Origin of the sequence: Streptomyces laurentii, assembly GCF_040635425.1 — a bacterium.
Lineage (GTDB): Bacteria > Actinomycetota > Actinomycetes > Streptomycetales > Streptomycetaceae > Streptomyces > Streptomyces laurentii.
In genome coordinates this window covers 68,506-84,221 of sequence record NZ_JBEYHT010000032.1, presented here as the reverse complement: position 1 = coordinate 84,221, position 15,716 = coordinate 68,506, and the positions used below count along the sequence as shown (strand labels likewise).

The following is a 15,716-nucleotide window of genomic DNA, read 5'->3' as shown; positions in this document are numbered from 1 at the left end:
GTCCGGAACGCCCCCGCCTACGCCCCTTCCCGTCCGCCTCACGGCCGTGCGACAGTCCCCGCATGAGTGATCAAGGCAGACGCAAGCTGGGCGGTGCCGACACACCGGGAGCGCGGCGCCGCTGTTCTCCCCGGCCTCACTCGCTCCTCATCGCCCTCTCATTGGTCCACTCCACTGACGCGGCGCAGGCGGGCGCGCCACCCGCGCGAAACTCCTGCCGCCTCGCCCTTCAAACCCCTCTGACGTGGCACATCGCCGCCAGGAACGGATGATTGACGGATCGTTCGGAAGCCGCTACCCCTGTACGGGTTCGGTTCCGCACGCCCCCGTCCTCTCCCCCATCCCTGGAGGCTGCCTTGCTCCGTTCCACGTCACTGAGACGTGTCGCGCCGGCCGTCCTGCTCCTTCCGCTGCTGTCCCTGTCCGGTACGCCGTCCGCCACCGCCGACGTGCCCGTGCCGGGCTCGCTGCAGCAGCAGTTCGCGGTGGCGGCCGAGCACCACGGTGTGCCGCAGAGCGTGCTGCTCGCCGTGTCGTACCTCCAGTCCCGCTGGGACACGCACGGCGGCGCGCCGAGTGTGACCGGCGGCTACGGCCCCATGCATCTGACCGACGCCGCGACGGCGCTCGCCGAGGCGCCGCATCACTCGGACGCCACGGAGGACGCGCGGGGCGACGAGTCCCGGCCGGCCCGGACCGGGGCCGGCGCGCGGCTGCCGGAGCCGAAGACGCTGCCGGCGAGTCTGCGGACCCTGGAGCGGGCCGCCGCGCTGTCGGGGCTGCCGGCCGAGGAACTGCGTACGAGTACGGCGGCGAACATCGAGGGCGGTGCGGCGCTCCTTGCCGCGGCGCAGCGCGACGCGGGGCTGCCGGCGAGTCCGGATCCCGCGGACTGGTACGGGGCGGTGGCGCGCTACTCGGGCGCGGACGACAGCGAGACGGCGGCGCGCTACGCCGACGACGTCTTCGACGTGATCCGCACCGGCGAGTCGCGGACCACGGACAGCGGGCAGTCGGTCGGCCTCGCGGCCGATCCGGCGGTCGCGCCGGCCACCGGGCAGGTGGCGCAGCTGGGGCTGCGGGCGCCCGCGAAGGGTCCGGTGGAGTGCCCGCCGACGGTGGCGTGCTCGTGGATCCCTGCCCCGTACGAGGAGTTCGGGGACGGCGACTACGGCAATCACGACAAGGGGGACCGGCCGGAGTCGCAGTCGGTCGACTACATCGTGATCCACGACACCGAGGCGAGCTGGGACACCACCCTGCAGCTGGTGCAGGATCCGACGTACGTGTCGTGGCAGTACTCGCTGCGTTCCTCGGACGGCAAGATCGCGCAGCACCTGGCGCTGAAGGACGTGGGGTGGCACGCGGGCAACTGGTATGTGAACGCCAAGTCGGTGGGTCTGGAGCACGAGGGGTTCCTGACCTCGCCGGACTCCTGGTACACGGAGGCGATGTACCGTTCGTCGGCGCGTCTGGTGCGGTATCTGGCGAAGCGGTTCGACATCCCGCTGGACCGTCAGCACATCCTCGGGCACGACACGGTGCCGGCGACGACCACGTCCGGCATCCCGGGCATGCACACGGACCCGGGCCCGTACTGGGACTGGGCGCATTACTTCCGGTTGCTCGGCCGGCCGATCACGCCGAGCGCGGGCCCGCACGCGGGTGTGGTGACGATCCGTCCGGACTACGCGGCGAACCAGCCGGTCTACACGGGGTGCGAGAAGGCCGGCCAGGCCTGCGCGCCGCACGGGAGCGGGGCGGTGCGGCTGTACACGGCGCCGAGCGCCGACGCGCCGCTGGTGAAGGACATCGGTCTGCGGCCGGGCGGTCAGCCGTCGACCATCGACGTGAACGACGTGGGTGCGCGGGCCTCCACCGGCCAGAGCTTCGCGGTGGCGGAGCGGCGGGGCGACTGGACGGCGGTCTGGTACCTCGGCCAGAAGGCGTGGTTCCACAACCCCGCGGCGGAGCCGACGGCGGTGAACGCGCGCGGCCGGGTGCTGACCCCGCGGGAGGGTCTGGCCTCGGTGCCGGTGTACGGGCGGGCCTATCCGGAGGCCGCGGCCTATCCGGCGGGGGTGCCGGTGCAGGCGGTCTCGCCGCTGCCGTACAAGCTGCTCGCCGGGCAGCGGTACGTGGTGGGCGGGCGTACCCCGGGCGAGTACTTCTTCGCTCCGACGTTCGACACCACGGGTCACACAGTGGTGCGCGGCCAAGAGGAGTACTACGAGATCCAGTTCGGCCACCGAGTGGCCTATGTGAAGGCCGCTGACGTGCGGGTTTCCGAGTCCTGAGTCAGGGCTCGCCGCAGGACGGAAGGTGTCGCGGGACCGGGGCGCGGGCCCTGACTCGACGACACCTTTCGTCGTTCATATGACTATTCCGGTGCCTCCGTGGATTCCGGGCTTGACGGGTCATGCTGGCCGGACGACCGCCGCCCCCGCTCACCGAGAGGCCACCCTGGCATGGCTCAGCCCTTCGTTCTGCCGGAGTTCTACGTTCCGTACCCGGCACGGCTCAATCCCCATGTGGAGGCGGCCCGCACGCACACCCGCGACTGGGCGCGGGCCATGGGCATGCTGGAGGGCTCCGGCATCTGGGAGGAGGCGGACCTCCAGGCGCACGACTACGCGCTGCTGTGCGCGTACACCCACCCGGACTGCGACGCGGAGACGCTGTCCCTGGTCACCGACTGGTACACCTGGGTGTTCTTCTTCGACGACCACTTCCTGGAGGTCTTCAAGCGGTCCCGGGACCGGGCGGACGGGAAGGCCTACCTGGACCGGCTGCCGGCGTTCATGCCGGCCGATCCGGCGGCCGGGATGCCCGAGCCGGTCCAGCCGGTCGAAGCGGGGCTCGCCGACCTGTGGCGGCGGACCGTGCCCGCGATGTCGCCGGCGTGGCGGGCGCGGTTCGCCGAGGCGACCGGACATCTGCTGTACGCGTCGCTGTGGGAGCTGGACAACATCGACGAGGGCCGGATCGCGAATCCGGTCGAGTACATCGAGATGCGCCGCAAGGTGGGCGGCGCGCCCTGGTCGGCCGGGCTCGTCGAGTACGCGGCGGGCGCCGAGGTGCCGGAGCGGGTGGCGGCGACGCGGCCGCTGCGCGTGCTGCGGGACTCCTTCTCCGACGCCGTCCATCTGCGCAACGACCTCTTCTCGTACCAGCGCGAGGTGGAGGAGGAGGGCGAGCACAGCAACGGCGTGCTGGTCCTGGAGACCTTCCTCCGCTGCTCCACACAGGAGGCGGCGGAGGCCGTCAACGACCTGCTGACCTCACGGCTCCAGCAGTTCGAGAACACGGCACTGACCGAGGTGCCCGGCATCTGCCTGGAGCAGGGGCTCGGCCCGGCCGAGGCGGCGGCCGTCGCCGCCTACACCAAGGGCCTGCAGGACTGGCAGTCCGGCGGCCACGAGTGGCATCTGCGCTCCAGCCGCTACATGAACGAGGGCCTGGTGAGCGGGACTTCACGGCCTGGTGGGTTCGGGGCCCCCGCCCTCGGCGTCCGCGGCCTGTTCGGGCGCGCCGCCACGGGCCGGCTGCGCACGCTCACCCACGTCCCGCGCGAGCCGGTGGCCCCGTCGCCGCTGCCGGAGTTCGACCTGCCCTATCCGCTGACACTCAACCCCCACCACGCGGAGGCCAAGCGCCGTTCGGAGGAGTGGGCGGAGCGGATGGGCCTGCTCGACGGCCTCTGGGACCGGCCGCTGCTGGACGGGTTCGACCTGGCGCTGCTCTCCGCGGGGACCGACCCGGACGCCTCCCTGGAGGAACTGGAGACGAGTGCCCGGTGGACACTCTGGGGCACCTACGCGGACGACTACTATCCGGCCTTCTTCGGGCGGCCGCGCGATCTGATCGGCGCGAAGGCGCAGACCGACCGGCTCAAGTCCCTCATGTCACCTGACGATCCGGCCGCGAGCACACCGCGGCCCGCGGGCAATCCGCTGGAGCGGGGCCTCGCCGACCTGTGGGCGCGTACGGCGGGTCCGCTGACCGGCGAGGCCCGGCAGGAGCTGCGGCAGGCCGTCGACGCGCTCCTCGACGCCTGGCTGTGGGAGCTGCACGGCACCGTCCAGCACCGGGTGCCCGACCCGGTCGACTACCTCGAGATGCGCCGCGGCACCTACGGCTCCGAGCTGACCATGCTGCTGCCCCGGCTGGGCCGCGACACGGGGTTGCCGCCCGAGCTGTTCCACAGCGAGACGGTGCGGGCGCTCCAGGGCACACTGGCGGACTTCGCCGGTCTGCTCAACGACCTGTTCTCGCACCGCAAGGAGGTCGAAGTCGACGGCGAGCTGCACAACGGGCTGCTGGTGCTGCGGACGTTCTTCGACTGCGACCATCCGACGGCGGTGTCGCTGGCCGAGGGGCTGATGCGCAGTCGGCTGCGCCAGTACGAGCATCTGAAGAAGCACGAAGTGCCGCTGCTGTACGCGGACTTCGGGCTCGGCCCGCGGGGCCGGGCGGCCTTCGCGCGGTATCTGCGGGAGCTGGAGGACTGGCTCGCGAGCACCCTCAACTGGCACCGGAGCACGCGGCGTTACGGGGCGGAGGACCTGCCCGCGGGGACGGGGGCGGCCGTGTGGCGGCGGGGGCCGAGGGGCCTGGGCACCTCGGCGGCGCGGCTCGCGGCGGCCTACGGCCCGTCGGCCGGATAAAGGCGACCGCCCCCGGAGCCTCGGCTCCGGGGGCGGTCGGTGCGGTCGTCGTTCCGTCGTCAGGCGCGGGGCCCGCGCAGGGCGTCCAGTTCGCGGCGGTCGCGTTTGGTGGGACGGCCCGTGCCCCGGTCGCGGATCGCGGCGACGGCGACGTGCTCCTGCGGCGGCGGGGGCGGGCTGTTGTCGACGTACGCCTCGGCGGCGGCCGGCGGTCCGACGCGCTTGACGAGCAGCTGCTTCACCTCGACGATCCGCTGCCGGCCGCCGTGGAAGACGCGCACCTCGTCGCCGGCCTTCACGGGCTGGGCGGGCTTGGCCCGCTCACCGTTGACCTTGACGTGCCCGGCCCGGCAGGCCGCGGCGGCCTGGGAGCGGGTCTTGGTGAGCCGCACGGCCCAGATCCAGCTGTCGACGCGTACCGCGCTCATCGGCCCCGCCTCTCCCCGCTCAGCCCTGCTGGAACAGCTCGGCGGGCAGCGGCTTCAGCAGCGCGTACAGATCGTCGGTGATGGGCCGGTCCCAACTGGCGATGGTCACCAGGACGTTGTCGCTGCGGTCGAACTGCACGCAGGAGATCCGGCTCTCGGAGAGCTTGAGGCGGCGCACGATCAGCAGGTTGTCACCCTGCATCACGGGCACGTCCTCGCGGTCCCGCACCTCGACCGGCTCGTCGTTGCCGAGAGCGGCGAGCAGCTGCGCCACCTCGAAGGGGACCTGGCCGTCGGCCAGCTCGCGGGCCGGGGAGCCCTCCGGCAGATTGCCGATGATCATCGCGGGGCCGCGGCCGCCGAACAGGTCGTAGCGCAGGAACACGCCCTGACAGCTGCCGTCGGGAGCCGGGAGGAGGCCGGCGCCGAGATTGCCGGGCCAGTCCCCGGGGTCCATGGCCAGGACGTCGAAGTCCGGGCCCGCGGGTGTGGCGGCGCTGCGGCGGCGGAGGAAGGACATACCGCCATGGTACGTGCCCCGGCGCACGCGGCGGCGCGCCGGGGCGGCTGTGGGCCGTGCGCTCCGGAGCGTGTCAGGACCGAGCGCCGGTGAGGGCCTCGGCGAGTCCGGCGGGGTCGGTGCCGAGCTTGCGGTACGCGGCGGACAGCAGCCGGGTGACGGTGGCCTGGTCGGTGCCGAGGACCTCGGCCGGGTCCGCGCCGCGGACGGTCAGCTCGGCGGCGGCCCGCTCACGCGCGGTGAGCGTGTCGGAGCCGGCCGGGGTCAGCGTACGGGGGCGCAGACCGGCGGTGGCGAGTTCGGCCCGGGCCTCCTCGACGAGTCGGTCGGCACCGCAGTCCTGGGCGGTCTCCAGGCCCCGGTAGAGATGCGCCGCGGCCTCGTCGGTGCGGCCGGTGCGGCGCAGCTCGGCCCCGAGGGCGACCAGGGAGCGGGCCAGCTCGTAGGCGGCGGGCGAGCGGTCGAGCCAGTCGACGGACTCTTCCAGAAGCTTCACCCGATCGGTATCGCCGCCGACCTCGGCGGTGACGCGGAGCGCCTGGCCGATCGCGGAGGGCGCACCGTACTGCCGGGCGCGGGCGACGGCTTCCAGGGCGGTGTCGCGGGCCCGCTCCGGGGCCGTGCGGGACTCGGCGAGGGCGAGATGGACCTGCCAGGGGCACCAGGCGGGATTGCGGATGCCGCGCGGGTCGAGCCGGCGTCCGACGGCCGCGAGCTCGGCGGCGGCCTCGTCGGCGCGGCCGAGCGCGAGGAGCAGTTCGGCGTGGACGGTCTGCGAGTCGGGGAAGGTGACGGCGGCGGGGAAGGGCTCACCGAAGTCGTGGGCGAGGGCGACCCGCTCGGCCTCCTCGGTGCGGCCCCGGGCCAGCAGCACCTCGATCATCACGCTGACGGCGTACCACTGGGCGGGGGCGCGCGGCCCGAGGCGTTCGGCGAGCCGGAACCCGGCCCGGACGAAGTCCTCGGCCTCGACCAGCCGGCCGCGGCGGTAGCGGATGTAGCCGAGCAGGGTGTACGCGAACGAGAGGTGGCCGCCCCGCCAGCCCTGGGTCTCGAACTCGGCGGTTCCGGCGGCGAACAGTTCCTCGGCGCGGCCGGGCCGGTCGGCATAGAGGAAGGTGAGCGCGGTCAGCACCGGGACCTCGAAGCCGCGGCTCTCGTCGGCCCAGCTCAGACCGCCGCGCAGGGCTTGTTCGGCGTGGCCGACGGCGATGCCGGAGGGTTCGCCGCGCAGGGTGGCGTCCCAGGCGCGCAGGCCGATGATGTAGCGCTCGGTGAGGTCGCGGCCGGTGAGGCGGTCGGCGAGCCGGGCGAGGCGCCGGGAGCGGGCGGGCGATTCGGGTTCGTCGGCGCGGAAGGCGTCCCACATGAACTTCTCGGACTGCATGCGGAGCCGGCTGCGGGCGTCGGTGGTGAGCCGGGCCTCGCGGGCGAGGAGTTCGGACGCCTCGACGAGGCGGTCGCTGTGCGCGAGGACCTGGGAGAGCCGGTAGACGATGCCGTGCCGCAGGGCCGGGTCGGCGATCGGCTCCTCCAGGGCGGCCCGCAGGTGGTTGACGGTGGTGGCGGGTTCGGTGAGCAGGGAGGCACTGCCGAGTTCGAAGAGGACGGCGGCGCGTTCGTCCTGGTTCGGGGGTTCGCGCAGGGCGCGCGCGAGATAGCTGCGGGCGGCGTCGGGGGCGCCGGCCCGCAGGGTCTGCCGGGCGGCGGCCCGCAGCTGCTGGACGACCCAGGGGTCGCCCTCGGGGTGGGTCTCGATGAGGTGCCGGGCCGCGACGGTGGGGCCGAGGCCCGCGTCGACGACGCACCAGGCGGCCTGGCCGTGCAGGGCGACACGGGTGGCGGCGGGGATGGCGTCGTAGACGGCGGTGGCGATGAGCGGGTGGACGAACTCCAGGGTATCCACGGCGGGTTCGGAGCCGGAGGAGCCGTCGCGGCGGGAGGAGCCTTCGGAGCCGGGCTCGGCCAGGACCCGGGCGCGGCGCAGCAGGGCGGCGCTGCGGGCGACGTCCTCGCCGCCGAGTCCGGCGACGGCGCCCGCGAGCTGCGGGGAGATCTCGGTGCCGAGGACGGCGCAGGCCCAGGCGAGACGGACGGTGGCGGGGCCGAGGCGTTCGATCCGGGAGATGAGGCCGCTGCCCTTGACGGCGGCCGCCAGGTCGCGCAGGGCGGGGGCGCGGGCGGCGGTGGGTTCGAGGCCGCGGTCGTGGATCCGGGCGGCGAGTTCGACGGCTTCGAAGGGGTTGCCGGAGGTGACGGTCCAGCAGGCGTGGCAGAAGGCGTCGTCGGCGTGGGCGCCGACGCGGTCGCGGACGAGGCGGGCGATGGCGTCGGAGGTGAGGGGCTCCAGGCCGAGCGGGCGCTGCCCGGACCTGCGTCCGGTGAACTCCTCGCCGTCGCGGGGCAGTTCGTCGGGCCGGTAGGCGACGACGAGCAGCATGGGGAGGTCCTCGGCGCGGGGTGCGAACGCGGAGAGCCAGCCGAGGGATTCGGGGTCGGCCCAGTGGGCGTCGTCGAGGACGACGACGAGCGGGGCACGGCGGACGGCGAGGTGGGTGAGGACCCAGTCGAGGCCGTCGCGCAGTCCCTGGGGGTCGGGCGGCGAGCCTTCGGCGGCGGTGCACAGACCGAGGGCGGGGGCGACGATGTCGTACCAGCCGCCGAGCCGTTCGCGCAGTTCGGCCGGGGACGCGCCGGCCAGCTGGGGCTGGAGGAGCTGGCGGGCCACGTGGAAGGCGACGCGCTGTTCCTGGTCGCCGCCGCGGGCCGACAGCACGGTGCATCCCTTGAGGGCGGCGCGGCGGCGGATCTCGGCGAGGAGGGTGGTCTTGCCGAGCCCGGCGGGGGCGGCGAACGCCAGCACCCCGCCGCGCAGGGGCGGGGGTCCGGGGTGGCGGGGCGCGACGGCGGGTATGCGGTCGGCGGACCGTCCGGGGATGGAGACGAGGCGCAGCCGCCGGGCGTTGCGCGGTTCGGGGACGCGGTCGGGGCGGCCGGGCCGGGTGGCCGTGGCGCGCGCGGCGCCCGGGGTGTCGGGGTCCGCCGCGGCCGTGGCCGTCTCGTCGGGCTGGGGCGGCTTGGTGAGGCCGGCCCGCTCGTGGCCGAAGGCGTGGACCGGGCCGGTGGGGGCGGCGTGGTCGGGCTCCGGAGCGGAGGCGGGGGCGTCGGTGGGCGTGGCGCTGACGGCGGGGGCGAGGGTGGAGGGCACGTCGGGGACGGCCGGGTCGAGGCCGGCGAGGAGGTTCAGGGCCTCCTCGGCCGCCGCGAGCTCGGCCTCGCGTTCGAAGAGGCCGAAGCCTCGTCCGGCTGGTGTGCCGGCGCGCGGTGCTGCCATCGTCTACCCCCACAACGGGGGCGCACGCCCGGCGCACAGGGTGGTGCACCGGGGCGGTCGCCCCGCGAAAACCTCAGCGTACGCCGGGACGCGCCCTCAGGGAGTAGCTTCGCGTCCACCGTGTGAAAGCGCTTCGAGAACGGCCAACGCCCGCTCCGCCTCATCGCGTTCCACGAAGAGGTGATCATGGTGGAATCCGGCGACGACGTTGCAGCTCAGCCCGGCGTCGGCCAGCGCGGTCGCGACCGCCGCCGTCAGTCCGACCGCGTCGAGCGCGGAGTGCACGCGCAGGGTGATCCAGCCCGCCACGTAGTCGTAGGCGAGCGAGGCCGCGTCGGCGTCCTCCTGCCGTACGACCAGGGTCAGGCCCTCGGGCTCGGCGACCATGACGACCGGCTCGATCCCGGCGGGCGGCGTGCCGGGGCCGGGCAGGGTGGTGAAGACGTAGCGGCCGGGGTGCAGTTCCGGCCGCATGCCGGCGAGCAGCCGGGACAGATTCCGTTCGGGCACCGGGTTTCCGGCTGTCGTCGTGGCGGGCTTCTCGGACGTCATGGCAGGTCGGGCTCCCCATCGCGGGTGGATCACGGAACCCCGCCGGTCGGCGGCGGTCCCACGGGGGACGGTACCTTCGGCCGCCGACGGCCTCACGTTCCGGGCGGGCGGTCGCCGACCAGCCACATGGAGAAGAACTGCGCGCCCCCGCCGTACGCGTGCCCGAGCGCCGTGCGCGCCCCCTCGATCTGATGCTCGCCGGCCTGGCCGCGGACCTGCAGCGCCGCCTCCGCGAACCGCAGCATGCCGGACGCGCCGATGGGGTTGCTGGACAGCACTCCCCCGGACGGGTTCACGGGCAGGTCTCCGCCGATCTCGGTGACCCCGGCCTCGGTGAGCTTCCAGCCCTCGCCCTCCTCGGCGAAGCCCAGGTTCTCCAGCCACATCGGCTCGTACCAGGAGAACGGCACGTACATCTCGACGGCGTCGATCTGGCGGCGCGGATCCGTGATCCCGGCCTGCCGGTAGACGTCGGCGGCGCAGTCCCGGCCGGCGCGCGGGGACACGAAGTCCTTGCCCGCGAAGAGCGTCGGCTCGCTGCGCATCGCGCCGCCGAGCATCCAGGCCGGCGGGCGGGGCGCGCGGGAGGCTCCCGTCCGGCCGGTGAGGACCATCGCGCAGGCGCCGTCGGAGGACGGGCAGGTCTCCGAGTAGCGGATCGGGTCCCACAGCATCGGCGACGACCGCACCTTCTCCAGGGTGAGGTCGTGCTCGTGGAGGTGGGCGAAGGGGTTCCGCAGCGCGTTGCGCCGGTCCTTGTACGCGACGAGCGAGCCGATCGTGTCGGGCGCGCCGGTGCGCCGCATGTAGGCGCGTACATGCGGGGCGAAGAAGCCGCCGGCCCCGGCGAGCAGCGGCTGCTGGAAGGGCACCGGCAGCGACAGGCCCCACATGGCGTTGGACTCGGACTGCTTCTCGAACGCGACGGTGAGCACGGTGCCGTGGACCCGGGCCGCCACCAGCTGGGCGGCGACCAGCGCCGTCGAGCCGCCGACCGAGCCCGCTGTGTGCACCCGCAGCATCGGTTTTCCGACCGCGCCGAGCGCGTCGGCCAGATACAGCTCCGGCATCATCACGCCCTCGAAGAAGTCGGGCGCCTTGCCGATCACCACCGCGTCGATGTCCGCCCATGTCAGCTCGGCGTCGTCCAGGGCGCGCCGGGCCGCCTCGCGGACCAGTCCGGCGATCGAGACGTCGCGGCGGGCGGCGGCGTGCCGGGTCTGGCCGATGCCGACGACGGCGACGGGTTCCTTGCTCACGTCGACTCCTTTGGTTCGCTTCTCCGGCCGGGCGGCGCACCGCCACGGATCCGCGGGCACGGGTACACGGTCACGGGCTCGGGTTCAGGGGCACGGGCCAGGGGCACGGGCCAGGGGCACGGGCGCGGCTTCACGCGCACGGGTCGGCTTCGAGGACGGCGACCAGGTTCTGCTGGAGGCAGGGCCCGGACGTGGCGTGGGCGAGGGCGCGGTGGGACTCGCCGCGGTGGATGCGGGCGGCCGCCTCGCCGAGCCGGATCAGGCCGGCGGCCATCAGCGGGTTGGCGGCCAGCGCGCCGCCCGACGGGTTGATCCGGACGTCGTCGCCGAGGCCGAGCGCCTTGCGGAGTACGACCTCCTGGGAGGTGAACGGCGCGTGCAGTTCGGCGGTGTCGAGCGGCCGGGCGGCGGTGGGGTCGAAGGCGCCGGCGCGTTCGGCGGCGAGCCGGGTGGAGGGCGAGTCGGTGAGGTCGCGCACGCCCAGCGCGTGGGCTTCGACACGGTGGTCCATGCCGGTGATCCAGGCGGGCCGGGCGCACAGTTCACGGGCCCGGTCGCCCGCGGCGAGGACCACGGCCGCGGCGCCGTCGCCGATCGGCGGGCAGTCGCCGGTGCGCAGGGGCGCGACGACGTGGTCGCCCTGCGGGCGCGCGCCCGGGAGCTGGGCGTGCGGGTTGGCGGCGGCGTCCTTCCGGCTGCGGCCGGCGATGGCCGCGAGGGCGGTCTCGTCGGTGTCGCCCGCGTCGATCAGGGCCTGGGCCTGCAGGGCGGCGAGCGCGACGGAGTCGGGCCACAGGGGGGCCGTGTAGTACGGGTCGAGCTGGCGGGTGAGCACGTCGCGTACGGAGCCGGGCGAGGACTTCCCGTACGCGTAGACGAGCGCCGTGTCCACCTCGCCGGTGAGGAGCTTGACCCACGCCTCGTACAGCGCCCAGGCGCCGTCCGTCTCGACATGGGACTCGGAGATCGGCGGCCAGGCGCCGACGCCGTCCAGGGTCATGGTGAAGGAGAAGGCCCGCCCGGCGAGATAGTCGGAGGAGCCGGAGCAGGTGAAGCCGATGTCCGCCGTCGTGAGGCCCGCCGCGTCCAGCACCTCGTGCAGGACCGGCATCACCATCTCGACCTCGGACAGTTCGTCGGTGCGGCGGCGGTGGTCGCTCTGCGCGAAGGCGACGATCGCGACGTCCCGGGGGCCTTCGCTCACAGCAGCTCCTTGTACGTGTCGTAGTCGGCGTCCGGTTCGCCGCTGGGCCGGTAGTGGTCGGGGTAGCGGGCGCCGTCGGTCCACACCGGCTCGACCCGCAGGCCCATGCGGACCTGGTCGTACGGGATGCCGGCGATCCGGCCGTGCAGCGCGAGCCCGGCGCCGTCGAGGGCGATGTGGGCGTAGACGTACGGCACGTCGATGTCGAGGTTCTTCGCCTTGATGTTCACGACGCAGTACGTGGTGACGGTGCCGCGCGGGCCGACCTCGACGCGTTCGGTCGTCGCGACCCCGCAGGTGGGGCAGGCGCCGCGGGGCGGCACGTACACCTGTGTGCAGGAGGGGCAGCGTTCGCCGACGGTGCGGCGTTCGGCGAGGGCGTCCAGCCAGGCGGTCTGGGCCCGTCCGGGGGTGTACGTGTAGTCGAGGCGGGCGGGGGCGACGATGCCGGTGACGGGATCGGTGAACACCCCGTCGTGCGCGCGGGGCTCAGGGTTCTCCGCGCCGTCCGCCGTGTCGTCGCAGGGTTCGAAGCAGGCGATGTCGGTGATGGCGCCGTGCCGTTCGGCGGCCCAGCGGATCCGGACGCGCAGGCCCGTGCGGACGTGGTCCGGTCCGGGGGCGTCGAGGGCGTGCAGCAGGGCGGTGCCGGCGCCGTCGAGGCGGACCAGGACCCAGGCGAACGGGGTGGTCAGCGGCTGTCCGGGGCGGGGCTCCGGATTCCAGGCCCAGGTCGTGACGGTGCCGGTGGTGCCGACCTCGACGAGGCCGCGCAGTTCGGCCGCGGTCTCGGGGTCGTACTCGACGGGCGGGACGAGCACCGTCCCGGCCTCGGTGCGCACCCCGAGCACGGTGCGTTCGCGCAGTCCGGTGAGGAACGCGGACTGGACGGGGCCGAGGGAGCGGGTGAAGGGGAAGGAGACGACGAGGGGGGCGCGCAGCACGTCGGGGTCGGCGGGCATAAGGGCTCCTTGGCGTGGGAGGGGCGGTGCCGCTTCGCTCACCGGCGGCGGTAGTCCGGGGCGCGTTTCTCCGCGAAGGCGCGGGCTCCCTCCTTCGCGTCCTCGGTCGCGAACACGGGCCAGCCGCGCTTGAGTTCGGCGGCGAGGCCGTCCTCCTCGGTCATGGCGGCGGTCTCGTAGACGGACGCCTTGACGGCCTCGACGGCGAGCGGGCCGCAGGCGTTGATCCGGTCGGCGATCTCCAGGGCCGTCTCCAGGGCCGTTCCGTCGGGGACGACGCGGCCGACGAGCCCGATGCGGGCGGCTTCCTCGGCGGGGTAGGGGCGGCCGGTGAGGAGCATTTCGAGGGCGTGGGTGCGGGGGATCTGGCGGGGCAGCCGGACGGTGGAGCCGCCGATGGGGAACAGGCCGCGGCGGACCTCGTACAGGCCGAAGGTGGCGGACGCGCCGGCCACGCGGATGTCGGTGCCCTGCAGGATCTCGGTGCCGCCCGCCACGCAGTGGCCCTCGACCGCCGCGATGACCGGTTTGCGGGGGCGATAGTGGCGCAGCATGGCCTTCCAGTGCAGGTCGGGGTCGGCGGCCATCCGGTCGCGGTACTCCTGTCCGGCCATGCCGTCGCCGGCGAGCGCCTTGAGGTCCATGCCCGCGCAGAAGGTGCCGCCGGCGCCGGTGAGGACGACGGACCGGATGCCGTCGTCGGCGTCGGCGGCGAGCCAGCCGTCGTACAGGCCGACCAGCATCGGCAGCGAGAGGGCGTTCTTGGCCTCGGGCCGGTCGAGGGTGAGGACGAGTGTGGCGCCTTCGCGCCGTACGGTGAGGTGTTCGGTGCCGCTCATCGGCGTCTCCCGTCTCCGTGTCCGGAACAGGTTGCAGCAGTCCCGTGGGCACTTCAAGGGTTTTCTGACTCTCAGTCAGATTCTTCTGCACGATCCCTTCCGACCTCCCCCCATCGGTGCTCTGATGGCCGCCGAGTCCGTGGCGGGCCACAGGATCAGGAGGAACGGTGGAGTTCAACCTTGCCGACCTTTTCGAATCGGTCGTCGACGCGGTCCCCGGCCGCGAGGCACTGGTGTACGTCGACCATCCCGGCACCGGAGCCGAGCGCCGGCTCACCTACGCGGACCTCGACACGGCCGCCAACCGGGTCGCCCACCATCTGATCGACGCGGGTCTCGGCCCGGGCGACCATGTCGGGCTCCAGTTGTACAACGGCGTGGAGTATCTGCAGACGGTGCTCGCCTGCCTCAAGTCCCGGACCGTGCCCGTCAACGTCAACTACCGTTACGTCGAGGACGAGTTGGTCTACCTCTACCGGGACGCCGACCTGGCCGCGCTGGTCTTCGACGCCGAGTTCACCGAGCGGGTCGCGGCCGCGGCACCGCAGGCGAAGACCCTGCGGCATCTGGTACGGGTCGGGGCACCGCCCGCCGGCCATCCGGCCGCGCCGCCGCACTGCGTGGAGTTCGCGGAGGCCGAGGCGGCGGGCTCTCCCGAGCGCGGTTTCGCGCCGCGTACGGCCGACGATCTGTTCATCATCTACACCGGCGGCACCACGGGCATGCCGAAGGGGGTGCTGTGGCGGCAGGAGGACCTGTTCTTCGCCGGACTGTTCGGCGGCGACCCGAGCGGCACCCCCGTCACCCGTCCGGAGGAGCTGGCGGAGCGGGTGGCCGCGGGCGGCGCGGGGCTCACCTTCTTCCCCGCTCCCCCGCTGATGCACGGCACGTCCACGCTCACCGCGTTCATCGCCCTCAACTACGGGCAGCGGGTGGCGCTCCACCGCAAGTACGTGCCCGAGGAAGTGCTGCGCACCATCGAGAAGGAGAAGGTGTCCAGCGTGTCGCTGGTCGGCGACGCGATGCTGCGCCCTCTCGTGGACGCGCTGCGCGGCCCGTTACAGGGCACCAACCTGTCGTCCCTGTTCACCCTGTCGTCCTCCGGCGCGATCATGTCGGACACCGTGCGCGCGGATCTGCGCGACCTGATGCCGAACGTCGTGCTGCTGAACAACTTCGGCTCGTCCGAGTCCGGCTCCAACGGCCGGGCGACCGACGACTCGGGCCCGGCGAAGGGCTTTCGGCTGCACGTCAACTCCCGTACGCAGGTGGTCGATCCGGGCACCCTGGAGCCCGTGACCGTCGGGACCATCGGCCGTCTCGCGCAGTGCGGCCATGTGCCGCTCGGCTACTACAACGACCCGGCGAAGACCGCCGAGACCTTCTTCCAGCGCGGCGGTCAACGCTGGGTGCTGCTCGGCGACATGGCGACCGTCGACGACGAGGGCATCGTGACCGTCCTCGGGCGCGGCTCGCAGTGCATCAACACCGGGGGCGAGAAGGTCTATCCGGAGGAGGTCGAGCAGGCGCTCAAGTCCCACCCGGACGTGTACGACGCGCTGGTCGCCGGGGTGCCCGACCCGACCTGGGGCAGCCATGTGGCGGCCGTCCTCCAACTCCGGGAGGGAGCCGAGCCGTTGGACCTGGAGGCCGTGCAGGCGCACTGCCGGAGCCGGCTCGCCGGCTACAAGGTGCCGCGCCAGCTCGTCCTCGCCGACCGGATCCAGCGCTCTCCCACGGGCAAGGCGGACTATCGCTGGGCCAAGTCGGTGGCGGTGGAAGCCGACGCCGGAACGCGCAAGCCCTTGTCCTAAGACGTCGGCGGTGGCAGATGAGGGCCGCGGAGATTCCCGCGAAGGCGAGGAAGTGCTCAGCCTTGCGCCTCTCCCACCCCACCCGACGGTCAGCCGGCTCCAGTACCAGGGGCTCGTCCACCACCTCAGCGATCCAT

Annotated in this window: 11 protein-coding genes; 3 read left to right on the top strand and 8 right to left on the bottom strand. The window is 73.6% G+C overall.

Going from position 1 to position 15,716, the window contains the following annotated elements; genetic code table 11:
- Nucleotides 1-356 precede the first annotated feature (356 nt).
- Both ABZ693_RS20645 and ABZ693_RS20640 read left to right on the top strand, forming a co-directional pair.
- Nucleotides 357-2,297, top strand: a complete 1,941-nt coding sequence (locus ABZ693_RS20645) for an N-acetylmuramoyl-L-alanine amidase (protein WP_435842485.1) — start codon at nucleotides 357-359, stop codon at nucleotides 2,295-2,297.
- A 171-nt stretch (nucleotides 2,298-2,468) separates the two neighbouring features.
- A complete protein-coding gene (locus ABZ693_RS20640) occupies nucleotides 2,469-4,667 on the top strand; it encodes a terpene synthase family protein (RefSeq protein ID WP_359879129.1) in 2,199 nt (732 codons plus the stop codon).
- Between the two features lie 59 nt (nucleotides 4,668-4,726).
- On the opposite strand, the gene ABZ693_RS20635 is transcribed toward ABZ693_RS20640, so the two are convergent.
- The 8 genes from ABZ693_RS20635 to ABZ693_RS20600 all read right to left on the bottom strand — a co-directional run bounded on the left by ABZ693_RS20635 (nucleotide 4,727) and on the right by ABZ693_RS20600 (nucleotide 13,765).
- Nucleotides 4,727-5,095 (bottom strand): RNA-binding S4 domain-containing protein, encoded by a 369-nt coding sequence (locus tag ABZ693_RS20635; RefSeq protein WP_359879126.1) that lies wholly within the window; start codon nucleotides 5,093-5,095, stop codon nucleotides 4,727-4,729.
- A 19-nt stretch (nucleotides 5,096-5,114) separates the two neighbouring features.
- Nucleotides 5,115-5,615: a hypothetical protein gene (locus tag ABZ693_RS20630; RefSeq protein ID WP_359879123.1), complete on the bottom strand. Its 501-nt coding sequence runs from the start codon at nucleotides 5,613-5,615 to the stop codon at nucleotides 5,115-5,117.
- Nucleotides 5,616-5,688: 73 nt separating this feature from the next.
- Nucleotides 5,689-8,949, bottom strand: coding sequence for an ATP-binding protein (locus ABZ693_RS20625; RefSeq protein WP_359879121.1), 3,261 nt, complete (start codon nucleotides 8,947-8,949; stop codon nucleotides 5,689-5,691).
- A gap of 96 nt (nucleotides 8,950-9,045) precedes the next feature.
- On the bottom strand, nucleotides 9,046-9,501 hold the full coding sequence (locus tag ABZ693_RS20620) for an ACT domain-containing protein (RefSeq protein WP_359879118.1): 456 nt from the start codon (nucleotides 9,499-9,501) through the stop codon (nucleotides 9,046-9,048).
- 92 nt (nucleotides 9,502-9,593) lie between these two features.
- The gene (locus ABZ693_RS20615; RefSeq protein WP_359879116.1) at nucleotides 9,594-10,760 is read right to left on the bottom strand and encodes a thiolase family protein; all 1,167 of its coding nucleotides are present in this window, start codon (nucleotides 10,758-10,760) and stop codon (nucleotides 9,594-9,596) included.
- Nucleotides 10,761-10,890: 130 nt separating this feature from the next.
- Nucleotides 10,891-11,964: a thiolase family protein gene (locus ABZ693_RS20610; protein WP_359879114.1), complete on the bottom strand. Its 1,074-nt coding sequence runs from the start codon at nucleotides 11,962-11,964 to the stop codon at nucleotides 10,891-10,893.
- Nucleotides 11,961-12,926 carry an OB-fold nucleic acid binding domain-containing protein gene (locus ABZ693_RS20605; protein ID WP_359879111.1) on the bottom strand — a complete coding sequence of 322 codons (966 nt, stop codon included), beginning with the start codon at nucleotides 12,924-12,926 and terminating at the stop codon, nucleotides 11,961-11,963. Before ABZ693_RS20605 ends, ABZ693_RS20610 begins: the two co-directional genes overlap by 4 nt.
- A 38-nt stretch (nucleotides 12,927-12,964) precedes the next feature.
- A complete protein-coding gene (locus ABZ693_RS20600; protein WP_359879108.1) occupies nucleotides 12,965-13,765 on the bottom strand; it encodes a crotonase/enoyl-CoA hydratase family protein in 801 nt (266 codons plus the stop codon).
- A 167-nt stretch (nucleotides 13,766-13,932) separates the two neighbouring features.
- Here ABZ693_RS20600 and ABZ693_RS20595 point away from each other — a divergent pair, with 167 nt between their 5' ends.
- The gene (locus tag ABZ693_RS20595; RefSeq protein WP_359879106.1) at nucleotides 13,933-15,579 is read left to right on the top strand and encodes an acyl-CoA synthetase; all 1,647 of its coding nucleotides are present in this window, start codon (nucleotides 13,933-13,935) and stop codon (nucleotides 15,577-15,579) included.
- Nucleotides 15,580-15,716 lie beyond the last annotated feature (137 nt).

What these genes read in the sequence shown, in the direction of transcription:
- ABZ693_RS20620 (WP_359879118.1), bottom strand. Translation starts at nt 9,501, where the DNA reads ATGACGTCCGAGAAGCCCGCCACGACGACAGCCGGAAACCCGGTGCCC.
- ABZ693_RS20635 (WP_359879126.1), bottom strand. Translation starts at nt 5,095, where the DNA reads ATGAGCGCGGTACGCGTCGACAGCTGGATCTGGGCCGTGCGGCTCACC.
- ABZ693_RS20640 (WP_359879129.1), top strand. Translation starts at nt 2,469, where the DNA reads ATGGCTCAGCCCTTCGTTCTGCCGGAGTTCTACGTTCCGTACCCGGCA.
- ABZ693_RS20630 (WP_359879123.1), bottom strand. Translation starts at nt 5,615, where the DNA reads ATGTCCTTCCTCCGCCGCCGCAGCGCCGCCACACCCGCGGGCCCGGAC.
- ABZ693_RS20605 (WP_359879111.1), bottom strand. Translation starts at nt 12,926, where the DNA reads ATGCCCGCCGACCCCGACGTGCTGCGCGCCCCCCTCGTCGTCTCCTTC.
- ABZ693_RS20600 (WP_359879108.1), bottom strand. Translation starts at nt 13,765, where the DNA reads ATGAGCGGCACCGAACACCTCACCGTACGGCGCGAAGGCGCCACACTC.
- ABZ693_RS20625 (WP_359879121.1), bottom strand. Translation starts at nt 8,949, where the DNA reads ATGGCAGCACCGCGCGCCGGCACACCAGCCGGACGAGGCTTCGGCCTC.